Source organism: Mesorhizobium sp. M0088, from assembly GCF_040322895.1.
Taxonomy (GTDB): Bacteria; Pseudomonadota; Alphaproteobacteria; order Rhizobiales; family Rhizobiaceae; genus Mesorhizobium.
The window spans coordinates 89,713-108,659 of record NZ_JAMYUI010000001.1; the positions used below are offsets into that span (position 1 = coordinate 89,713).

General features: G+C 64.0%; 16 protein-coding genes. 4 read left to right on the forward strand and 12 right to left on the reverse strand.

Features of this window, described 5'->3' with window-relative positions; translation table 11 throughout:
- Positions 1-19: 19 nt before the first annotated feature.
- The 6 genes from NKJ67_RS00410 to NKJ67_RS00435 form a co-directional block, all read right to left on the reverse strand.
- A complete protein-coding gene (locus NKJ67_RS00410; protein WP_352580085.1) occupies positions 20-1,126 on the reverse strand; it encodes a DUF1513 domain-containing protein in 1,107 nt (368 codons plus the stop codon).
- Positions 1,127-1,191: 65 nt separating this feature from the next.
- Positions 1,192-2,271 carry an imelysin family protein gene (locus tag NKJ67_RS00415; protein WP_352580086.1) on the reverse strand — a complete coding sequence of 360 codons (1,080 nt, stop codon included), beginning with the start codon at positions 2,269-2,271 and terminating at the stop codon, positions 1,192-1,194.
- Positions 2,271-3,872: a di-heme oxidoreductase family protein gene (locus NKJ67_RS00420; protein WP_352580087.1), complete on the reverse strand. Its 1,602-nt coding sequence runs from the start codon at positions 3,870-3,872 to the stop codon at positions 2,271-2,273. Before NKJ67_RS00420 ends, NKJ67_RS00415 begins: the two co-directional genes overlap by 1 nt.
- A 12-nt stretch (positions 3,873-3,884) precedes the next feature.
- Positions 3,885-4,370 carry a bacterioferritin gene (gene bfr / locus NKJ67_RS00425; protein ID WP_013527914.1) on the reverse strand — a complete coding sequence of 162 codons (486 nt, stop codon included), beginning with the start codon at positions 4,368-4,370 and terminating at the stop codon, positions 3,885-3,887.
- On the reverse strand, positions 4,336-4,647 hold the full coding sequence (locus NKJ67_RS00430) for a (2Fe-2S)-binding protein (protein WP_023811421.1): 312 nt from the start codon (positions 4,645-4,647) through the stop codon (positions 4,336-4,338). The genes bfr and NKJ67_RS00430 overlap by 35 nt, the downstream gene beginning before the upstream one ends.
- 113 nt (positions 4,648-4,760) lie before the next feature.
- The gene (locus NKJ67_RS00435; RefSeq protein ID WP_352580088.1) at positions 4,761-6,050 is read right to left on the reverse strand and encodes an imelysin family protein; all 1,290 of its coding nucleotides are present in this window, start codon (positions 6,048-6,050) and stop codon (positions 4,761-4,763) included.
- Positions 6,051-6,483: 433 nt separating this feature from the next.
- Here NKJ67_RS00435 and NKJ67_RS00440 point away from each other — a divergent pair, with 433 nt between their 5' ends.
- Positions 6,484-7,737 carry an NAD(P)/FAD-dependent oxidoreductase gene (locus tag NKJ67_RS00440; protein WP_352580089.1) on the forward strand — a complete coding sequence of 418 codons (1,254 nt, stop codon included), beginning with the start codon at positions 6,484-6,486 and terminating at the stop codon, positions 7,735-7,737.
- Between the two features lie 118 nt (positions 7,738-7,855).
- Here NKJ67_RS00440 and NKJ67_RS00445 read toward each other — a convergent pair whose 3' ends face one another.
- Complete coding sequence (locus tag NKJ67_RS00445; protein WP_023811424.1) at positions 7,856-9,133, reverse strand: 4-aminobutyrate--2-oxoglutarate transaminase; 1,278 nt, start codon at positions 9,131-9,133, stop codon at positions 7,856-7,858.
- 248 nt (positions 9,134-9,381) lie between these two features.
- On the opposite strand from NKJ67_RS00445, the gene NKJ67_RS00450 reads away from it, so the two are divergent.
- The 3 genes from NKJ67_RS00450 to NKJ67_RS00460 are packed head-to-tail and all read left to right on the forward strand — an operon-like array spanning position 9,382 to position 14,692.
- On the forward strand, positions 9,382-10,521 hold the full coding sequence (locus NKJ67_RS00450; RefSeq protein WP_127272390.1) for an efflux RND transporter periplasmic adaptor subunit: 1,140 nt from the start codon (positions 9,382-9,384) through the stop codon (positions 10,519-10,521).
- Positions 10,518-11,597 (forward strand): efflux RND transporter periplasmic adaptor subunit, encoded by a 1,080-nt coding sequence (locus tag NKJ67_RS00455; RefSeq protein WP_352580090.1) that lies wholly within the window; start codon positions 10,518-10,520, stop codon positions 11,595-11,597. The genes NKJ67_RS00450 and NKJ67_RS00455 overlap by 4 nt, the downstream gene beginning before the upstream one ends.
- Positions 11,594-14,692: an efflux RND transporter permease subunit gene (locus tag NKJ67_RS00460; RefSeq protein ID WP_352580091.1), complete on the forward strand. Its 3,099-nt coding sequence runs from the start codon at positions 11,594-11,596 to the stop codon at positions 14,690-14,692. The genes NKJ67_RS00455 and NKJ67_RS00460 overlap by 4 nt, the downstream gene beginning before the upstream one ends.
- 12 nt (positions 14,693-14,704) lie before the next feature.
- On the opposite strand, the gene NKJ67_RS00465 is transcribed toward NKJ67_RS00460, so the two are convergent.
- From NKJ67_RS00465 to NKJ67_RS00485, 5 genes are all read right to left on the reverse strand, one after another.
- Positions 14,705-15,019, reverse strand: a complete 315-nt coding sequence (locus tag NKJ67_RS00465) for a hypothetical protein (protein WP_256745921.1) — start codon at positions 15,017-15,019, stop codon at positions 14,705-14,707.
- 44 nt (positions 15,020-15,063) lie between these two features.
- Entirely contained in the window at positions 15,064-15,813 is a 750-nt protein-coding gene (locus NKJ67_RS00470; protein WP_352580092.1) for an ABC transporter ATP-binding protein, read from the reverse strand.
- Positions 15,810-16,655 (reverse strand): ABC transporter ATP-binding protein, encoded by an 846-nt coding sequence (locus NKJ67_RS00475; RefSeq protein WP_127397214.1) that lies wholly within the window; start codon positions 16,653-16,655, stop codon positions 15,810-15,812. The genes NKJ67_RS00470 and NKJ67_RS00475 overlap by 4 nt, the downstream gene beginning before the upstream one ends.
- The gene (gene nikC, locus NKJ67_RS00480; protein WP_127326259.1) at positions 16,652-17,578 is read right to left on the reverse strand and encodes a nickel transporter permease; all 927 of its coding nucleotides are present in this window, start codon (positions 17,576-17,578) and stop codon (positions 16,652-16,654) included. Before nikC ends, NKJ67_RS00475 begins: the two co-directional genes overlap by 4 nt.
- 292 nt (positions 17,579-17,870) lie before the next feature.
- Positions 17,871-18,938, reverse strand: coding sequence for an ABC transporter permease (locus tag NKJ67_RS00485; RefSeq protein WP_352580094.1), 1,068 nt, complete (start codon positions 18,936-18,938; stop codon positions 17,871-17,873).
- Positions 18,939-18,947 lie beyond the last annotated feature (9 nt).

The following is an 18,947-nucleotide window of genomic DNA, read 5'->3' on the forward strand; positions in this document are numbered from 1 at the left end:
AAGCGGCTTCGCTTGTAGCCTATGCGGCCTGTTCGATACGCAGCATGTGGTTGTCCCAGACATAGTCCGGTTCGGAGCGTGTCGCACCGCTGCCCTCGACGATCTCGCCGGCGCCGGTGGTGGCCATGAAGCCGGTTCCATCGGGCGCCACGCCGCAGACCTCGACCAATGCGCTGTTCGCAACGACCCGGCCGCTGGCCGCATCGATCACGACGAGCGAGTTGCCTTCCGGCGAGGAAACGGCGACGGTTCCGGCAGCCCGATTGGCGGCTACCGAGCCTATGTAGTTGCGGAAGCCGGACAAAACGTCCTGCGGCATGTCCAGCAACTGCAGCTCCTTGCCGCGCGCGGCGCGACCGACCAGCAACGGTCGATCGGTGCCCGGCCCCCTGTACTGGCAGCCGAACCAGACGCTTCCGGACCGATCGGTGTCCATGTGGCGGATCGACAGCTGATGCAGTGCGGCCGGCAATTCGTGCTTCTCGATAAGATCGCCGGTGACGCGGTCTATCAGCACATAGGACGGCTTCATGGTTGCAATGTTGAGCTCGGCGCGGCCGTAATCCGGATGGGTCTCGATGCCGCCATTGGCAACCGCGATCGTCCTGCCATCGCCCAAGAGCAGAAGCTCGTGCGGACCCATGCCATAGGTCGGGAATTCGCCGACACGGCTGAATTTGGCCCGCGCATTGTAGACGCCGACGACGCCGGCGGCGTTGTCGAAGTCGTTTTCGGTGGCATAGAGCAGCGCACCGTCGGCCGAGAACACGCCATGGCCGAAGAAATGCCGGCCGGCGATGCTGGCGATGGTCAGCGGCGCGTCACGGCCCGAGTGATCGAAAACCACGGCGAAGGTGCCGGGCTGACGCGCGAAGACCACCGAGCGTTTCGATATGGGATCGAAGGTGACATCGTGGCCGCGATCGGGCAGGTCGATCGCATGCAGGACCTTGCCGGCCTCGGACAGGACGGCAGCGCCAAAGCTGCCGTCGCGTTTGACGAAAGCCGTGGCGAAGACGGCGTCGGCCACAAGCGTGGTTGCCCAGGCCGAGGGCGTCATCGTCGCCATGAAGCCAACGCCTGCAGCTCTCAGGAAATCGCGGCGATCTATCAGAGGGGTTTTCAAGGATCAATCTCTCTTCTTGAGCATGATCTTTTCCGAAAACCGGCTTCCACTTTTCGGGATCATGCTCAGTCCCCATCCAGCGAAGAGAAGCCTGCGGTCAGTCCGAATTCGGCGGTCAACCTGGTGCCAATCAAGGCCGAGAGGCTGGAGGTGATCAGCGCGAAATGATCGAGCTTGTCACGCAGCGCCGGATCGGCAAGCGCCTTGTCGATTGGACAGCTGACCGCCTTGGCGGTGGCGACACCGTTGACCAGCTGGATGTGGATCGATTCGGCCATCCAGCGCGCATCGGCCGGCAGAGCATCGCCAAGTTTCGAGGCCTGGAACAGCGTATCGATGCCGGAGAGATTGCCGGCCAGTGACGCGGTGGTGTTTTGCGAGCGCCAGTAGATTGCCTGTTTCGGCTTGTCCGCATCCGGCTTGCCGCCGAAAAACCCTTTCAGGCGCACGTCGCGCACCATTTCGAGCTCATTGATGAAGACGCCGACCAGTTCCGTCACCGCTTCGTTGCCGTCGCGGTAAAGCGGGTTCTGCGGCCCCGGATTGGCCCAAAGCGCTGCAAAGCCGTCCGGCTTGTTCCAGGCGGCGCTGACCTCACCGGCCATGGCTTCGATGTTGCCGGCAACCGCCGCGCCATAGGCGCAGCGGTAGGGATCATCCTTGCCGGCAAGTGCATCGGCGCCGTCGCCGTAAAGAACGAATTCGAGCGCGCCCAGCCCCTGCATGGCAACGCTCTTGCCGGCCAGTTGTGCCGGATCGGTCGCGGTCGGATCCTTGTCGGACAGCGCCGCCTGTACCTGTTTCAGGCCGATGCTCTTGCGATCCGGCCAGAACAGCATGCGCTCCAGCCGGTTGTTCTCCTTGATCGGTCCGAAGCCGATGATTTCGGCTGACGACCAGGCATAGACGGTGGCGGAGAATTCGGCGCGTGCGGCATCGAGTTCTCCTTGCGAGGGCGTGACGCACAGCTCGCGCATGGATCCGGTCAAGGCTTCCGCATGCTCGTGCAGGCCGGCATAGGCCGGGCGGACGAAGCCATCGATCGCGCGCTGGATGATATCGGAGGCTTTGACCGCCGCAGACGCAGGGACAACGCCCAGCAGGGCCAGCGGAAGAACGAGAAACAATGCAGAACGCTTGAACATCACAGTGACTCCAGGAATTTGAGCAGCGCGTCACGCTCAGTCGCACTGGCGGCGGCAAAGCGGTCGCGCGCTTTCTGCGCCTCGCCGCCATGCCACAGGATCGCCTCGGTCAGGCTGCGCGCGCGCCCGTCATGCAGGAAGAAGGAATTGCCGTTGACCGTCTCGGTCAGGCCGATGCCCCACAGCGGCGGCGTGCGCCATTCATTGCCCGTCGCATCTCCCACGGCTTGGCCATCGGCCAGATCAGGCCCCATGTCGTGCAGCAGGAAGTCGGAATAGGGCCAGATCAACTGGAAGGCCTGCGCCTTGTTGGGCGTATCGCGGCGCGTGACGAATTTCGGCGTGTGGCAGGCAATGCAGCCGATCTCGTAGAATGTTTTTTTGCCCGCGAGCACGTCGGGCCGGTCGAGGTCGCGGCGCGACGGCACGGCCAGGTTCTGCGAATAGAAGGTGACGAGATCCATCACCGGCGGCGGCGCCTCGACCGGGCCAAGACGCTGCTGCACGCCGTTCGGCATGTCGAGGCATTTTGCCTCCGCAGCAGTGCAATCGCCCCAATGCTTCGGCTCTTCGGGCGTCGAGATGCCGATGTCGCCGGCAAAGGCGTCCGCCGCCTGCTGGCGGATCGACGCGGTCTGTGCCTTCCAGCCGAAACGGCCAAGCGTCAGTTTTCCGTTCAGGCTATCGCGCACGATGTTCGGCCTGCCGGAAATGCCGTCGCGGTCCCTGTCGTCCGGATCGGCGTGGGCGAGAATATCAGCCGGCGCGATCTGTTCGATCAGGCCCAAGCCGATCATCGGCGGGGTCAGGCGCGGCGACAGCGTGGTGCGTGGGTCAAGCGGCCCGTAGCCAAGGCCGTCAACCGAATAGCTCGGTTTGCGCAAGGAGATCACAGTGCGGTCCGTCAGCTCTACCTTACGTTCTTGGTAGTCGATATGCATCCTGCCTTCACCGGGCAGGCCGGGTACGGCGAGCTCCTGCAATTGCCTGCCGTAGACCGGGTCGGGGAAGTTGAGCACCTCGTGGTCGGCAAGCGCCGCCTTCTCTTCCGCGCTGCTGGCGTCACGGGCCAGCCGCAGGAACATCGACGTGGTGCCGACGTCGCCTTGCGGCGGGCGGCCGCGGCCATCTTTCAGATGGCAGTTCTGGCAGGCACGTTCGTTGAACAGCGGGCCGAGCCCGTCCGACGCCTGGGTCGAGGATGGCGACGAGACCCAGTTCTTGCGGAAAAGGGCATTGCCGAGCTTGAAGTCGCCCTCTTCCTCGAAGGTGATGTTGGCCGAGGATTGCGAGAAGGAATCGCGGCTGACGTCCTTCCGGGACGTGCCGGCGCCACCTTGCATCAGTTCGAACTGCTCTGGCCTGGAAAAATCCGCGGTCGGCCTGGTGACGGCGATGACGCGCGCCTGGTCCTTCGCATTGAGGTCGGTGCGCGTGGTGGCGAGCCCGGCAGGCTGAAGATCACCGGCCATCGCCGAAGAGACAAGCGCCAACACGAGCACGACATAGCGCCGACGCGCCAATCCGGCCGGCGTCTTGCGAAGGAGCGGCGAGCCATTGGCCCGCCGCGAGCGGCGCACGAATTCTAGCAGGCGCCGCATTCCCGCATGCCCTTACTCCGCCTCGTCCGCCGATGCGGCGTTGAGCTGGCCGTATTTTTCCTCGCCGATCGAGGCAAGCAGGTCGAGCTGCGTCTCGAGAAAGTCGATGTGACCCTCCTCGTCGGCGAGCAATTCCTCGAACAGCTTCATCGTCACGTAGTCGCCGGCGTCGTTGCAGATTTCGCGCGACCGCTTGTAGGCGGTACGTGCGTCATATTCGCCGGCAAGATCGGATTCGAGCACTTCCTTGACGTTCTGCCCGATGCGCAGTGGCGCCACGGACTGCAGGTTCGGATGGCCTTCGAGGAAGATGATACGGGCGACGAGCTTGTCGGCATGGTGCATCTCCTCGATCGATTCCGCCCGCTCCTTCTTTGCCAGCTTGGCGTATCCCCAGTCCTCAAGCAGACGGAAATGCACCCAGTACTGATTGACGGCCCCAAGCTCCAGAAAAAGAGCCTCGTTAAGCCGCTCGATGATCTGCGGATCGCCTTTCATGAATTCTGCTCCCGTATTGGACGCGCAGGCCTCTGACGCGATCCAGGTGTGAAACGACATCCACGCCGCTCGCCTCCGAGCGGGCGTGGTAATTTTCGGTGACCCGAATGATCGTTTCCACCACATTTGGGAAGCAGCCGCAACAGCGACCGCGCTTTTGCATGGCATGATAGATCTTCGCCGGCACGATCAGCTGCCAGGGATCCTGGTCCAGCAGCCCGACGATCGTCTGCTCGATCTCCTTCTCGGTGATGATATTGCAATGACAAATCAGCATTGGCTTGCTCGGCTGGCTGACGGCGTCTCCCGCGCCGTGTGGCTTGATTTTCTAGCGGAGGCCGTTCCAGAGCCGGTTGTCCGGCTCCGGATCAGTCTCCTGTCTTTCGGCCCTTACTTGAACACCTTGTCCGGCGCGTCGAGGCTGTCGGACCCTTCGAAGGCGATGGTGCTGAGCTTCAGGGAGCCGACGGCGCGCTCAATCGACTTGGTCTGATCGATCAGCGCATCGATCGCCGCCTGCACGGTGGCGTTGCCCTCAACGTTGCCCTCGGCGATCTGCTGGTCATAGGCCTCGCCGGCCAGTGCACGCGCCTTGATCGCCTCCATCTTGGCGACGGTGACATCGAGCTTGTCAGACAGTTCCTTGTCGATCGCCGGATCGGCCGCCTTCACCATATCGGCCACCGAGGGACCCGAAACGACGGTGCCGTCGAGACGCGTGTAGCTCGCACGATAGGCCGCGCGAATGCCGATGGCGTCGTAGAGATGCGAATTGTAGGTGTTGTCGGAGAAGCAATCGTGCTCCTCTTCCGGATCATGCAGCAGCAGGCCGAGCTTCATGCGCTCGCCGGCCAGTTCGCCGTAGGACAGCGAGCCCATGCCGGTGAAGATGGTCGAGATCGCCGGGTTCGGCTCGCCATCGACGAGAGCCTTGCGGGCGGCGCCGTCTTCCTTCCAGTTGCCGACCATCTCCTGAATATCCGAAACCAGAAGGTCGCTGGCCGATTTCAGATACTCGGCGCGGCGATCGCAATTGCCGCCGGTGCAGTTCTTGAGGTCGTAGTCGGTATAGGGGCGCTCGCCGGCACCCGGGCCGGCGCCATGCAGGTCCTGGCCCCAGAGCAGGAATTCGATGGCGTGGTAGCCGGTGGCGACATTGGCCTCGATGCCGCCGGCTCCCTGCAACGTGCCGGAGAGGAACTCCGGCGAAAGCTTCGATGCATCGACCTTCTTGCCGTTGATCTCGATCTCCTTGTTGGCGATCACATTGGCCGTGTAGAGCGCGTTCGCGTCCGATTCGGTGCCGTAGCTCTTGGCAACGTAGTCGATCAAGCCTTCATCCAGTGGCCAGGAGTTCACCTTGCCTTCCCAGTCGTCGACGATCTTGTTGCCGAAGCGGTAGACCTCGGTCTGCTGGTAGGGAACGCGCGATGCCTTCCAGGCGTCACGGGCAGCGTTGAGGGTTTCCGCCGATGGCGCGGCGAGCAGCGCGTCGACCGCCTTGTCGAGCGCCTGCGCGGTGGTCAGCGAATCCTCGTATTTGGCGAGTGCGATGTCGGAATAGGTCTTGATGACCGCCTTTGCATCGGTTTCCGCCTTTGCCGGCAACACGAATACCGCCGCCGTCAGCAGGGCAGTGGCGCCGATCGCCGCAAGCCTGCTGCCATATCGTGCTGTCATAATCACTCTCCAGTTTCTCGGAAATTCTGTAAACGGCGCGCGCAGCAACCGGCGCCAGGCCATCTGTGGGCCATTGGGCGCAAGAGATGCCGCGCCATCGCGCGGTTCGCGGAAGAAAGACACCAAAATGCCTCCAATCGAAAGGGTTCAAGGCCCAGACATTAAAGGGATGCGCTGACGCGCGAGCCTCCATAAAGCTGCGACATCGTCGGATGTCAATGACAATCCGTAGGAAAAGTCAATTGAAACAACAGTTTAGAATTATTCTAAACTACGACTGTCAACTTTATGCATCTTCTGCACCGGTCTTGCCACTGAACTGTACGATTGACAGCCGCCATTCCGGGTGCGACCCGCAAAAGCTCTCTTGCGGCGGCACCAGACAATTGCCACTTGGCGAGACATCCTAGGATAGAAGCGGGATTGGAATGCGATGAAGAACGGTGTGGTCATTGTCGGCGCGGGTCATGCGGGCGTGCAAGCGGCCGCCAGTCTGCGCGAAGACGGCTATGACGGGCCGGTGATCCTCGTCGGGGATGAGGACGAACTTCCCTATCACAAACCGCCGCTGTCGAAGACCTTCATCAAGGATGTAGAGGCCAAGCCGCAACCCTTGCGCGGCGAGGCCTTTTACACCGGCAGCGCCATCGATTACCGGCCTGGCGTCAGGATCGATCGGATCGATGCCGGACGCCGCAGTTTGGATATTGCCGGCGGGGGTGCGCTTGCCTTCGACCACCTGATCCTGGCGACAGGCTCGCGCCCGCGCACGCTGCCGCTGCCCGGCGCCGATCTGTCCGGGGTGCTGTCGCTGCGCTCGCTGGCCGATGCGCGGCTGATCCGCGACCTCAGCGCCCAAAGCGACGAAGTCGTCATCCTCGGCGGCGGTTTCATCGGGCTGGAGATCGCAGCCACACTGCGGGCCACCGGTCGCACAGTGACAGTGGTGGAGGCCGTGGACCGGCTGCTCGGCCGCGCCGTGGCGCCGGTCGTGGCGAGCCACGTCCGGCAACGGCTGGAAGCGACAGGCGTGCGCATCCTCACCGGCACCTCGATCGCCAGGCTCGATGGCGAAAACGGTCATGTCGTGGCCGCGATCACCTCGTCAGGCGAAAGGCTGCCGGCGCGCATGGTCATTGTCGGCATTGGTGCCGTGCCGAATGTCGAACTGGCGCAGGCGGCCGACCTTAGCATCGCCAACGGCATTCGCGTCGATCATCAGATGCGCACGTCGATGCCGGAGATTCTCGCCATTGGCGATGCTGCCTCCTACCGGCACTGGTTCACCGGCGGCGACGTGCGGCTGGAATCGGTGCAGAACGCCACCGACCAGGCGCGGCTTGCCGCGCGCACGATATCAGGCCATACCGACCCCTATTCGGCGGTGCCATGGTTCTGGTCGGACATCGGCGACATGAAATTGCAGATGGTCGGCCTGACCGCCGGCGGCGACAGCCATGTCGTGCTGGGCGACCTGCCCGAAAACAAGTTCTCGATCTACCACTATGCCGGCGACCGGCTGCTCGGCATCGAATCGGTCAACCGTCCCGGCGACCACATGCTTGGCCGCAAGATGCTCGGCGCCGGCTTCTCACCGACGCCGCAGCTGGTTGCTGAGGGACCTGACGGTCTGAAGGCGGCGCTGGCCGCATTTCAGCAGGATGAGCCTGCAAGGGCTGCGGGCTAGCCCCCCGCTTACCCTCCCCCTTGTGGGGAGGGTCGCTGCGAAGCAGCGGGGTGGGGGTGGGCGCCAAGCCCCCACCCGGACCTTCGGCCCAACCTCCCCACAAGGGGGAGGTAGAAGTTCAGGCGGCGCAGACTTCGCGGATCGAGCTTTCCAGGATGTCGAGTGCTTCGTTCATGACCTCGTCCTGGATGGTGATCGGCGCCAGGAAGCGGATGACGTTGCCGTAGACACCGCAGGTCAGCAGGATCAGGCCCTTGTCGAGCGCCTTCAACCGGATCGCATTGGCGATCTCAGCCGACGGCAGGCCCTTCTTGACGTCGTTGAACTCGACCGCATTCATGAAGCCGAGGCCTCTGATGTCGACGATCTCGGGCACGTCGTCACGGATCGACTGCAGCCGCTGCTTCAGCCTTGCGCCCAGCGTGTTGGCGCGGTCGCACAGGTTTTCGTCCTCGATCACGTCGAGCACGGCGTGCGCGGCGGCAACACCGATCGGGCTGCCGCCATAGGTGCCGCCGAGCCCGCCGGGGCCGGGCGCATCCATGATTTCGGCGCGGCCGGTGACCGCGGCCAAGGGAAAACCGCCGGCCAGGCTCTTGGCCATGGTGGTGATGTCGGCGGCCACCTCATGGTGATCCATCGCAAACATCTTGCCGGTGCGGGCAAAGCCGGTCTGCACTTCGTCGGCGATCAGCAGCATGCCGTGCTGGTCGCAAAGCTTGCGCAGCGCAACCAGGAAGTCACGCGGCGCGTCGTAGAAACCGCCTTCGCCCTGAACCGGCTCGATGATGATGGCGGCAACGCGGGCCGGATCGACATCGGCCTTGAACAGCCGGTCGAGGGCCGCCAGTGAATCGGCGACCGAGACACCGTGCAGCGGCACCGGGAACGGCGCATGATAGACATCGCCCGGCATGGCGCCGAAGCCGACCTTGTAGGGCACGACCTTGCCGGTCAGCGCCATGCCCATGAAGGTGCGGCCATGGAAACCGCCGGCGAAGGCGATGACCGCCTGACGGCCGGTGGCATTGCGGGCGATCTTGATGGCGTTCTCTACCGCCTCCGCCCCGGTGGTGACGAAGATCGTCTTCTTCTCGAACTTGCCGGGCAGCATGCCGTTCAGCCGTTCGGCCAGGCGCACATAGCTCTCATAGGGCACCACCTGGTGGCAGGTGTGGGTGAAGCGGTCGAGCTGTGCCTTGACCGCCTCGATCACCCTGGGATGGCGATGCCCGGTGTTGACCACGGCGATGCCCGACGAGAAATCGATATAGCGACGTCCCTCGACATCCCAGATTTCCGAATTTTCAGCCCGGTCGGCATAGATCTGCGTGGTCATGCCGACGCCGCGGGAAATCGATTGGTTCTTGCGTTCGGAAATGGCTGAATTCTTCATCGTATCCCTCACCGGGCCGGCGCCCGTCCTGTTTGATGCCGTTGAGACGTCTTCTGACCTTATTTCACGTTTTCCTCAAGTCGGCACCACCGGCAGGCGATTGGGCCTGCGACGGGTGGATCCCGGCGCTTAACCAGTTGCCCGATACACGTACGAGACCGGTTTCCTTTTCCCGGGGATCGACTATCCTCCAGATATCCGCGAGGTCTCGCGATCCGCGCGAGCCGCCCACGGGGCTGGGGGAGTCCATGAGCAGGAACGCGACATCGTCCGTCTCGCGGCCGTCGGTCAAAACCCCCTGCCTGTTTTCTTGTCCGATCGCCTCGGTGCTTTTCGCTTGCACGGCGGCTCTTCTGCTAACCGGCTGCCAGAAGCAGGAGGCGGCGGACAAGAAATTGCCGGTCATGGTGCGCACCGAAACCGTGGCGATGGCCGACTATGCGCCGAGAACCTCGCTGACCGGGGTGATCGCGGCGCGTACGCTGAACAATCTGTCGTTCCGGGTCGGTGGTCGCGTCGCCGAACGGTTTGTCGATGTCGGCCAGCATGTCGATCAAGGCACGGTGCTCGCCCGGATCGATCCGCAGGAGCAGGAATCCGATTTGCGCTCGGCGCAGGCCGATCTCGACGCGGCACAGGCGCAATTGACCCAGTCCGCCGCCGCCTTCGAACGGCAGAAGACGCTGCTCGCCCAGGGTTTTACCACCAGGCGCGATTATGACGCCGCGGACCAGGCCCTGAAGGTGGCACAAGGCAGCGTCGAAGCCGCGCAGAGCGCTTTCTCCAACGCCCAGCAAAACCTGTCCTTCACCGAGCTCAAGGCCGGTGCCGCCGGCGTGATCACCGCCCGCCAAGTCGAAACCGGCCAAGTGGTGCAAGCCGCGCAAACCGTCTTCACCGTCGCCGAGGACGGTGACCGCGACGCCGTGTTCAACGTGCAGGAGACGCTGATCGCCAAGGCACCGGCATCGCCTGCGGTGACGATCACGCTGTTGTCCGATCCGCAGGTCAGGGCGACGGGCAAGGTCCGCGAAATCTCGCCTGCGGTCGACCCGGCTTCGGGCTCGATCCGGGTCAAAATCGCCATTCCCGACACGCCCGCCGGCATGCCGCTTGGGGCAGCCGTCATCGGCACGGTAAGCGCCAAGCCGGCGAAGGCGATCCTGCTGCCTTGGCAGGCGCTGACGTCCAGCGGCGGCAAGCCGGCGGTCTGGATCGTCGATCCCTCGACCAAGGCAGTGACGATGGCGCCGGTCGAAGTGCTGGCGTTCAATTCGGGCACGGTCGTGATCGCCAAGGGGCTGGACGCGGGCCAGAGCGTCGTCACCGCTGGAGGACAGCTGCTCAGCCCTGGACAGACGATCGAGATATCGGGAGCGGGCCAATGAGCCGGACGCCACGCATCCTGCTCGGCGTGCTCATGCTCGGCGCGCTGGCATCCTGCTCCAAGTCGGAGGAAAAGCCGCCCGAGATCGTCCGACCGGTGCTGTCGATGGTGATCGAGCCGCGCACCACGCAAATCTTCGGTTTTGCCGGATCCGTCGAACCGCAGGTCAGCGCCGACCTGGCCTTCCGCCTGCTTGGCCGGGTCGTCTCGCGCGACGTCCAGGTCGGCGACATCGTCAGCAAGGGCACGACGATAGCGGCACTGGATCCGACCGCACTGGAGTTGGGCCTCCAGGCGGCCAAGGCGGAACTGTCCAATGCCGAGGCGCAGCTCGCCAACGCCGCCGCCAGCGAGGAACGGCAGCGCCAGTTGCTCGCCTCGGCCAACGCCACGCAAGCTGTCTTCGATGCCGCGCAGCAGGCGCGCAAAGCTGCGGAGGCAGGTGTCGAGCGGGCCAAGGCTTCGCTTGCCAAATCGCAGGAACAACTCGGCTATGCCAGGCTGTTCTCTGATTTCGACGGTGTCGTCACCGCGGTCGGCGCCGAAGTTGGCCAGACGGTCTCGCCCGGCCAGACCGTCGTCACCGTGGCGCGTTCGGACCTGCGCGAGGCGGTGGTCGACATTCCCGATCAATTGACCGGTGATCTTGAGGCCGGCACGCCCTTCCAGGTGATCCTGCAGTCGCTGCCGACGATCCAGACCGGGGCCAAGCTGCGCGAGATCGCACCGCAATCCGAGGGCTCGACCCGCACGCGGCGCGTCAAGCTGACGCTCACGGATCCGCCACAGGCCTTCCGGCTCGGCTCGACGGTGACGGCGACCCGCGAGACCAAGGTGGCACTGACGATCGAACTGCCCATGTCGGCGCTGTTCGAAAAGAACGGTTCCGCGAAAGTGTGGATCGTCGACCCGCAGACATCCAGCGTGAACGCACGCGACATAAAGGTCGCGTCGAAGAATGGCGGCACCTTCACGGTGGCCGAGGGGCTGGAGGCCGGCATGCGTGTTGTCACGGCGGGCGTCCACAGCCTGAGCGAAGGCCAGAAGGTGACAGTGCCCGAGGGAGGGGCCTCATGAAAGGCTTCAATCTCTCCGACTGGGCGCTCAACCACCGCTCCATGGTCTGGTATTTCATGCTGGTCTTCGTCGTGGCTGGCGTGTTCTCCTACCTCAATCTCGGCCGTGAAGAAGACCCCAATTTCACCATCAAGACGATGATCATCCAGGCCAACTGGCCGGGCGCCTCGGTCAGGGAAACCGTGCAGCAGGTGACCGACCGTATCGAGAAGAAACTCGAGGAACTCGACAGCCTCGACTACACCAAGTCCGTCACCACGGCCGGCCAGACCGTCATCTTCGTCAACCTGAAGGACACCACCAAAGCACGCGATGTCGTGCCGAACTGGATTCAGGTGCGCAACATGGTCAACGACATCGCGGCGCAGTTTCCGCAGGGGGTGCAGGGACCCTTCTTCAACGACCGCTTCGGCGACGTCTATGGCAACATCTACGCCTTCACATCGGACGGGCTGACGCCGCGCCAGCTGCGCGACTATGTCGAGGACGCCAGAACAAAAATCCTGACCGTGCCCAACGCCGGCAAGGTCGACCTCGTCGGCGCCCAGGACGAGGCGATCTATCTCGAATTCTCGACCCGCCAGATCGCCGCCCTCGGCCTCAACCAGCAAGCGATCGTGGCGAGCCTGCAGGCGCAGAACGCGATCACGCCGTCCGGCGTCATCCAGTCCGGGCCGGAGCGCATCAGCGTGCGGGTCGGCGGGCAGTTCACCTCCGAGGACAGCCTGCGCGCCATCAATCTGCGCGTCGATGACCGTTTCTTCCGCCTCAGCGACGTGGCGACGATCACGCGCGGCTATGTCGATCCGCCTACGGCGCTATTCCGCTTCAACGGCCAGGACGCGATCGGGCTCGCCATCGGCATGAAACCCAACGCCAACCTGCTCGAATTCGGCGAGGCGCTGCACAAGGAGATGGACAAGGTGCTGGCCGACCTGCCGGTCGGTGTCGGCGTGCATCTGGTGGCCGACCAGCCGGTCATCGTCGAGGAGGCCGTCTCGGGCTTTACGCGCGCGCTGTTCGAGGCGGTCGCCATCGTGCTCGCCGTGTCGTTCATCAGCCTCGGCATGCGCGCCGGCTTCGTCGTGGCGCTGTCGATCCCGCTGGTACTGGCCATCACCTTCACGGTCATGGCCTATCTCGGCATTTCGCTGCAGCGTATTTCCCTGGGGGCGCTGATCATCTCGCTCGGGCTTCTGGTCGACGACGCGATGATCGCGGTCGAGATGATGGTGGCGCGGCTGGAGGTCGGCGACAATCTGCGCAAGGCGGCGACCTATGTCTACACATCGACCGCCTTTCCGATGCTGACCGGTACGCTGGTGACGGTCGCCGGCTTCATCCCGATCGGCCTCAACAACAGCGCCGCAGGCGAATATACCTTCACCCTGTTCGTGGTCATCGCCGTTTCGCTGCTGGTGTCATGGGTCGTGGCGGTGCTGTTTGCGCCACTGCTCGGCGTCACCATCCTGCCGGCGACGATGAAAACCAAGCATCACGACCAGCCTGGCCGCTTCACCTCGCTTTTCCGGCGCGTGCTTGTCGGCTCGGTGCGCCATCACTGGCTGACCATCATCGTCACAGTGCTTTTGTTTGCCGGCTCGATCGCCGGCTTCGGGCTGGTGCAGCAGCAGTTCTTTCCGCCATCGGACCGGCCGGAGCTGATCGTCGACTGGAACCTGCCGCAGAATGCCTCGATCGCCGATACGCGCGACCAGATGGAGCGGTTCGAGCAGCGGGCGCTGGTCGGCAATCCCGACATCGACCATTTTTCGTCCTATATCGGCCAGGGCGCGGTGCGTTTCGTGCTCGCCTATGACGTGCAGCCGGCCAACCCCTATTTCGGCCAGACCGTCATCGTCACCAAAAGCATCGCGGCCCGCAACCGGGTCAAGCCGGCGCTTGAAAAACTGCTGCGCGAGGAGTTCGTCGGCACCGACGCCTTCGTCAAGCCGCTCGAACTCGGACCGCCGGTCGGCCGCCCGGTGCAATATCGCGTCGGCGGTCCCGACATCCAGACGGTGCGCGAACTGGCGCAGCAATTCGCCGGTGTCATCTCCGCCAATCCAAAGCTAGCAGCGCCGACCTTCGACTGGAACGAGCCGCAGCGTGTGCTGAGGGTCGACGTGCTGCAGGACAAGGCACGCCAGCTCGGTATCACCTCCTCCGACATCGCCAGCGCGCTGAACAGTACGGTCGGCGGCGCCACCATCACGCAGGTGCGCGACGCCACCTATCTGATCAATGTCGTGGCGCGCTCGCGTGGGTCCGAACGCGGCTCGATCGAAACCTTGCAGAACATGCAGCTGCCGACCAGTACCGGCGAGGCGATCCCGCTCGCGGCCGTCGCCAACTTCCGCTACGATCTGGAGCAGCCAACGGTGTGGCGACGCGACCGCATCCCGACCATCACCGTGCGCGCCGGACTGGTCGGCGACGTGCTGCCGGCCACCGTCGTCAACGAGTTGAAGCCGTCGGTCGATGCCTTCACCGCCAAGCTGCCGCCGGGCTATTCGATCGCCACCGCCGGCTCGGTCGAGGAGAGCGCCAAAAGCCAGGGACCGATCGCCGCCGTCGTGCCGTTGATGCTGTTCGTCATGGCGACGATCCTGATGGTGCAGTTGCAGAGTTTCCAGCGCCTGTTCCTGGTGGTGGCCGTGGCGCCGCTCGGCCTGATCGGCGTGGTGGCGGCCCTGGTGCCGAGCGGAGCACCGCTCGGCTTCGTCGCCATCCTCGGCGTGCTGGCGCTGATCGGCATCCTGATCCGCAATTCGGTCATCCTGATCGTGCAGATCGAGGATCTCGTCCGGGAAGGCAAGGACCGCTGGGCCGCTGTCATCGAAGCGACGGAACACCGCATGCGGCCGATCGCGCTGACGGCCGCCGCCGCCAGCCTGGCGCTGATCCCGATCGCACGTGAAGTGTTCTGGGGCCCGATGGCCTATGCCATGATGGGCGGCATCATTGCCGGCACGGCGATTACGCTGCTGTTCCTGCCGGCGCTTTATGTGACGTGGTTCAGGATCAAGGAGCCGAAGGACCGAGAAGAGTCCCCCGTTCTGGAAAACGGCGAACTGGCGCAAGGTTCGACTTAACGCTTTGCCTGGTCATTCGTTGTCGTTGGAAGGTACAGGGTGCGACCTGGCGCGTTGCCACGGCGACGATCTTGAGATGCGCCACGCATGCCAGCCTTCTGGCAAGTCAGCCAACGCCTGGACGCTTTCGTCCCGCTGCGCAACGTTCTGCAAGCTGACAATCATGATATCGCCTTCGTCCACAGGTCCCGTTTCGCTGTTGTGGAATTGCCAACTGCCGTCGTCATTGTCATGCGAGACGTAGGCAATCCAGTCGCCACGCGTAACTATGCCCCTATCCACAAACACTGCGACATTGGGCGGATCCGCAAACTTCCACTCCTCCATCGTAGTCCCCCAAGATGGTTGTTCTGTGCACAGGAAGAACGAATTCAGCCGGTTCTCACAAACCCGTCGCTCGCTCTCAGCAGGTTGCGCGTATAGTCCTTCGAGACACGGCGCTCGACAAGGTCGTTAGCCGCAAGATTCTCCACCGCCTCGCCGCTTTGCATCACCATCAGCCGCTCGCACATATGGGTGATGATGGCGAGGTCGTGGCTGACCATCAGGAAGGTCAGCTTGCGCCGCTTGCGTACCTCTTCCAACAGGTTGAGCACTTCCGCCTGCACCGAGGCGTCGAGCGCCGAGGTCGGCTCGTCGAGCAGCAGGATCGAGGGTTCGAGGATCAGCGCACGGGCGATCGCCACGCGCTGGCGCTGGCCGCCTGACAATTGGTGCGAATAGCGGAAGCGGAAGCCGTTGCCGAGGCCGACCTCGTCGAGCGCCCGCTGGATGCGCTTTTCGCCGTCGGCAAAGCCATGGATGGCAAGCGGCTCCTGCAGCAGGCGGTCGACGGTCTGGCGCGGGTGCAGCGAGCCGTACGGATCCTGGAAGACCATCTGGACTTCGCGGTAGAAGCTTTTGTCGCGGCGCGCGCCGAGCGTCTTGCCGTTGACGGCGATGCTGCCCGATGCGACCGGCGCAAGGCCCGCGATGGCCCGCAGCAGCGTCGATTTGCCGGAGCCGGATTCACCGACCAGGCCGAAGGATTCACCCGGCTGCACGTCGAGGCTGACGCCCTTCAGTGCGCGAAAACGGTCGAAGATCACTTCCAGCCTGTCGACGGCAATCGCGGAAATCATGCCGCCCACTCCGGCTTGCGGTCGAGCACCGGCAGCGGGTGGCGGTCGGCGCCGATCTTGGGCATGCAATTGAGCAGGCCGCGCGTGTAGGGGTGCTGGGCATGGCCGAGTTCGGACGCCTTGAGCTGCTCGACCACCTTGCCGGCATACATGACGATGACGCGGTCGCAGAAGGACGAGACCAGGCGCAGATCGTGCGAGATGAAGATCAGCCCCATGCCGCGCTCACTGACCAGCCGGTCGAGAATGCCGAGCACATCGAGCTGCACGGTGACGTCGAGCGCCGAGGTCGGCTCGTCGGCGATCATCATTTCCGGACCGGCGATCAGCATCATGGCGATCATTGCGCGCTGGCCCATGCCGCCCGAAACTTCATGCGGATGCAGGTTGAAGACGCGAGAGGGATCACGAATCTGCACCGCCTCCAGCATGGCCAATGCGCGGTCGCGTGCCTCGGCCTTGCCGACCTTTTCATGGGTGCGCAGCGTCTCGACGATCTGGCGGCCGATGCTCATGACAGGGTCGAGCGAATATTTCGGGTCCTGCAGGATCATGGCGATGCGTTTGCCGCGCAGCTTCCGACGTTCGCGCGGCGAGACGCTGAGCAGGTCGATGCCGTCGAAGGCGAGCTTGTTGGCCGATATCCGGGCCTGCGGCGGCGTCAGGCCCATGATGGCGCGGCCGGTCTGCGATTTTCCCGAGCCGGACTCGCCGACGATGCCGAGCCTTTCGCGGCCGAGCGAAAAGGAAACGCCGCGCACCGCCTCGATTAGACCGGTGCGGGTCGGGAAGGTGACGCGCAGGTCGTCGACGTCGAGAAGCGTCTTCGTTTCCCTGCTCATTGGTCACCACTGCGAGGATCGAGCGCGTCGCGCAGGCCGTCGCCGAGCAGGTTGAAGCCGAGGCTGACGATGAGGATGGCGAAGCCCGGCGCACCGGCCACCCACCACTGGTCGAGCACGAAGCGGCGGCCCGACGCGATCATCGTGCCCCATTCGGGCAGCGGCGGTTGCGCGCCGAGGCCGAGGAAACCGAGCCCGGCGGCGGTCAGGATGATGCCGGCCATGTCGAGCGTCACCCTGACGATCAGGGACGAAATGCAAAGCGGCATGATATGGCGCAGCACGATGCGGAAGGGCGAGGCGCCCATCAGCTGCACCGCCTTGATGTAATCGGAATTGCGCACCGTCAGCGTCTCTGCCCGCGCGATGCGGGCGTAGGGCGGCCATGAGGTGATGGCGATGGCCAGCACCGCATTCTCGATGCCGGGGCCAAGTGCTGCGACAAAGGCCAGCGCCAGGATCAGCTTGGGAAAGGCGAGGAAGATGTCCGTGATGCGCATCAGGATGGCATCGGTCCAGCCGCCGGCATAGCCGGCCACCGTGCCGACCAGAAGGCCGATCGGTGCCGCGATGATGGCGACCAGGATGACCACATAAAGGGTCCAGCGCGAGCCGTAGAGGATGCGCGACAGGATATCGCGGCCGAGATCGTCGGTGCCGAACCAGTGCTCGGCGCTCGGCGCCAGCAGGCGCGCGTTCTTCAGGTCGCCGAACGTCGGAGAATAAGGTGCCAGCACGCCGGCAAGGGCGGCAACGACCAGCAGGGCAACGATGATGAGCAGGCCGAGAAAGGCCAGACGGTTGGCGGAAAAGCGCCGCCACGCCACATAGGCGCGACCGAGCCTTGCCTGCATACGCGAGGCCGGCCGCTCGCTGAGCAGCCAGTCGCGACGGGAGAGAGGGCGGGCGTCGGAGGCGGTCATGACGATGCCTCTTGGTACTGTCGACCCCCACTCCGGCCCGCTTCGCAGACCACCTCTCCCCCGCTCGACGGGGGAGATGAAAGGCGCCAGGCGTGCGACCGGCTTTTCCTCTCCCCCGGGCAGGGGGAGAGGTGGCCCGAAGGGCCGGAGTGGGGGTGATTGGCCGCAGCAATTCCAGGAAAAGTGTGAAACGGTTTTCCGTCCGGAATTGCGTAAAAACAAGGAGTTAGAGCGGGTCGCCGTTTCCGTGAAACGGTGAACTGCTCTAGGCCCGAAAGTGGAATACCTCTGCTCATTGAACCTTCGTCCTCGGATCGAGCACCCGATACAGCAGGTCGGAGAGGAGATTGATGGCGATGAACACCGAGCCGATGACGATGGTGCCGCCGAGCACCGCATTCATGTCTGCGTTCTGCAGCGAGTTGGTGATGTAGAGGCCGATGCCCGGCCACGAGAACACGGTTTCGGTGAGCACCGAGCCTTCGAGCAGCCCGGCATAGGAGAGCGCGATCACCGTCACCATCGGCACCGCCGCATTGCGCAGCGCGTGGCCCCAGATGATGCGGGTTTCCGACAGGCCCTTGGCGCGCGCCGCGACGATGTATTCCTGGGACAGTTCGTTGAGCATGAACGAGCGCGTCATGCGGCTGATATAGGCGAGCGAGAAGTAGCCGAGCAGCGATGCCGGCAGGATGATGTGGCGGAAGGCGTCGTAAAACACGTCCCACTGCCCCTGCATCGCGGAGTCGAGGAGATAGAAGCCGGTGATCGGCGTAAAAGTGTATTCGTAGACGACGTCGAGCCGCGCCGGGAAGGCAACCCATTGCAGCTTGGCATAGAACAGCACCAGCGCCAGCAGGCCGAGCCAGAAGATCGGCACGGAATAGCCGATCAGGCCGATGATGCGCACGATCTGGTCGATGAGACTGCCGCGCTTGACCGCCGCCAGCACGCCGAGCGGCACGCCGAACAGCGCCCCGATAAGCGTTCCCAGCGTCGCCAGTTCGGTGGTGGCCGGCAGCGCCCGGCGAATGTCGGTCATGACCGGATTGGTGGTCAGCACGGAGATGCCGAAATTACCGTTCAGGGCATTTTTCACATAGATGTAGAACTGCTCGATCAACGGCAGGTCGAGGCCCATCTCCCGGCGCGTGCGCTCGACGACATTGGCCGGCGCCCGGTCGCCGAGCACCGCCAGCACCGGGTCGATCGGAATGACGCGGCCGATGAAGAAGGTGACCGCGAGCAGACCAAGATAGGTCGTGATCGCAATGACCAGGAAACGGCCAAAGGATGATGCAATAGCGACAGCGCGGGCGCTGCCGCGCCCCGCCGCCATTTCTTTTTCAACCGCGCTCATGCGGCGTGT

What these genes read in the sequence shown, in the direction of transcription:
- NKJ67_RS00415 (WP_352580086.1), bottom strand. Translation starts at nt 2,271, where the DNA reads ATGTTCAAGCGTTCTGCATTGTTTCTCGTTCTTCCGCTGGCCCTGCTG.
- NKJ67_RS00420 (WP_352580087.1), bottom strand. Translation starts at nt 3,872, where the DNA reads ATGCGGCGCCTGCTAGAATTCGTGCGCCGCTCGCGGCGGGCCAATGGC.
- bfr (WP_013527914.1), bottom strand. Translation starts at nt 4,370, where the DNA reads ATGAAAGGCGATCCGCAGATCATCGAGCGGCTTAACGAGGCTCTTTTT.
- NKJ67_RS00430 (WP_023811421.1), bottom strand. Translation starts at nt 4,647, where the DNA reads ATGCTGATTTGTCATTGCAATATCATCACCGAGAAGGAGATCGAGCAG.
- NKJ67_RS00435 (WP_352580088.1), bottom strand. Translation starts at nt 6,050, where the DNA reads ATGACAGCACGATATGGCAGCAGGCTTGCGGCGATCGGCGCCACTGCC.
- NKJ67_RS00440 (WP_352580089.1), top strand. Translation starts at nt 6,484, where the DNA reads ATGAAGAACGGTGTGGTCATTGTCGGCGCGGGTCATGCGGGCGTGCAA.
- NKJ67_RS00445 (WP_023811424.1), bottom strand. Translation starts at nt 9,133, where the DNA reads ATGAAGAATTCAGCCATTTCCGAACGCAAGAACCAATCGATTTCCCGC.
- NKJ67_RS00450 (WP_127272390.1), top strand. Translation starts at nt 9,382, where the DNA reads ATGAGCAGGAACGCGACATCGTCCGTCTCGCGGCCGTCGGTCAAAACC.
- NKJ67_RS00455 (WP_352580090.1), top strand. Translation starts at nt 10,518, where the DNA reads ATGAGCCGGACGCCACGCATCCTGCTCGGCGTGCTCATGCTCGGCGCG.
- NKJ67_RS00460 (WP_352580091.1), top strand. Translation starts at nt 11,594, where the DNA reads ATGAAAGGCTTCAATCTCTCCGACTGGGCGCTCAACCACCGCTCCATG.
- NKJ67_RS00465 (WP_256745921.1), bottom strand. Translation starts at nt 15,019, where the DNA reads ATGGAGGAGTGGAAGTTTGCGGATCCGCCCAATGTCGCAGTGTTTGTG.
- NKJ67_RS00470 (WP_352580092.1), bottom strand. Translation starts at nt 15,813, where the DNA reads ATGATTTCCGCGATTGCCGTCGACAGGCTGGAAGTGATCTTCGACCGT.
- NKJ67_RS00475 (WP_127397214.1), bottom strand. Translation starts at nt 16,655, where the DNA reads ATGAGCAGGGAAACGAAGACGCTTCTCGACGTCGACGACCTGCGCGTC.
- nikC (WP_127326259.1), bottom strand. Translation starts at nt 17,578, where the DNA reads ATGACCGCCTCCGACGCCCGCCCTCTCTCCCGTCGCGACTGGCTGCTC.
- NKJ67_RS00485 (WP_352580094.1), bottom strand. Translation starts at nt 18,938, where the DNA reads ATGAGCGCGGTTGAAAAAGAAATGGCGGCGGGGCGCGGCAGCGCCCGC.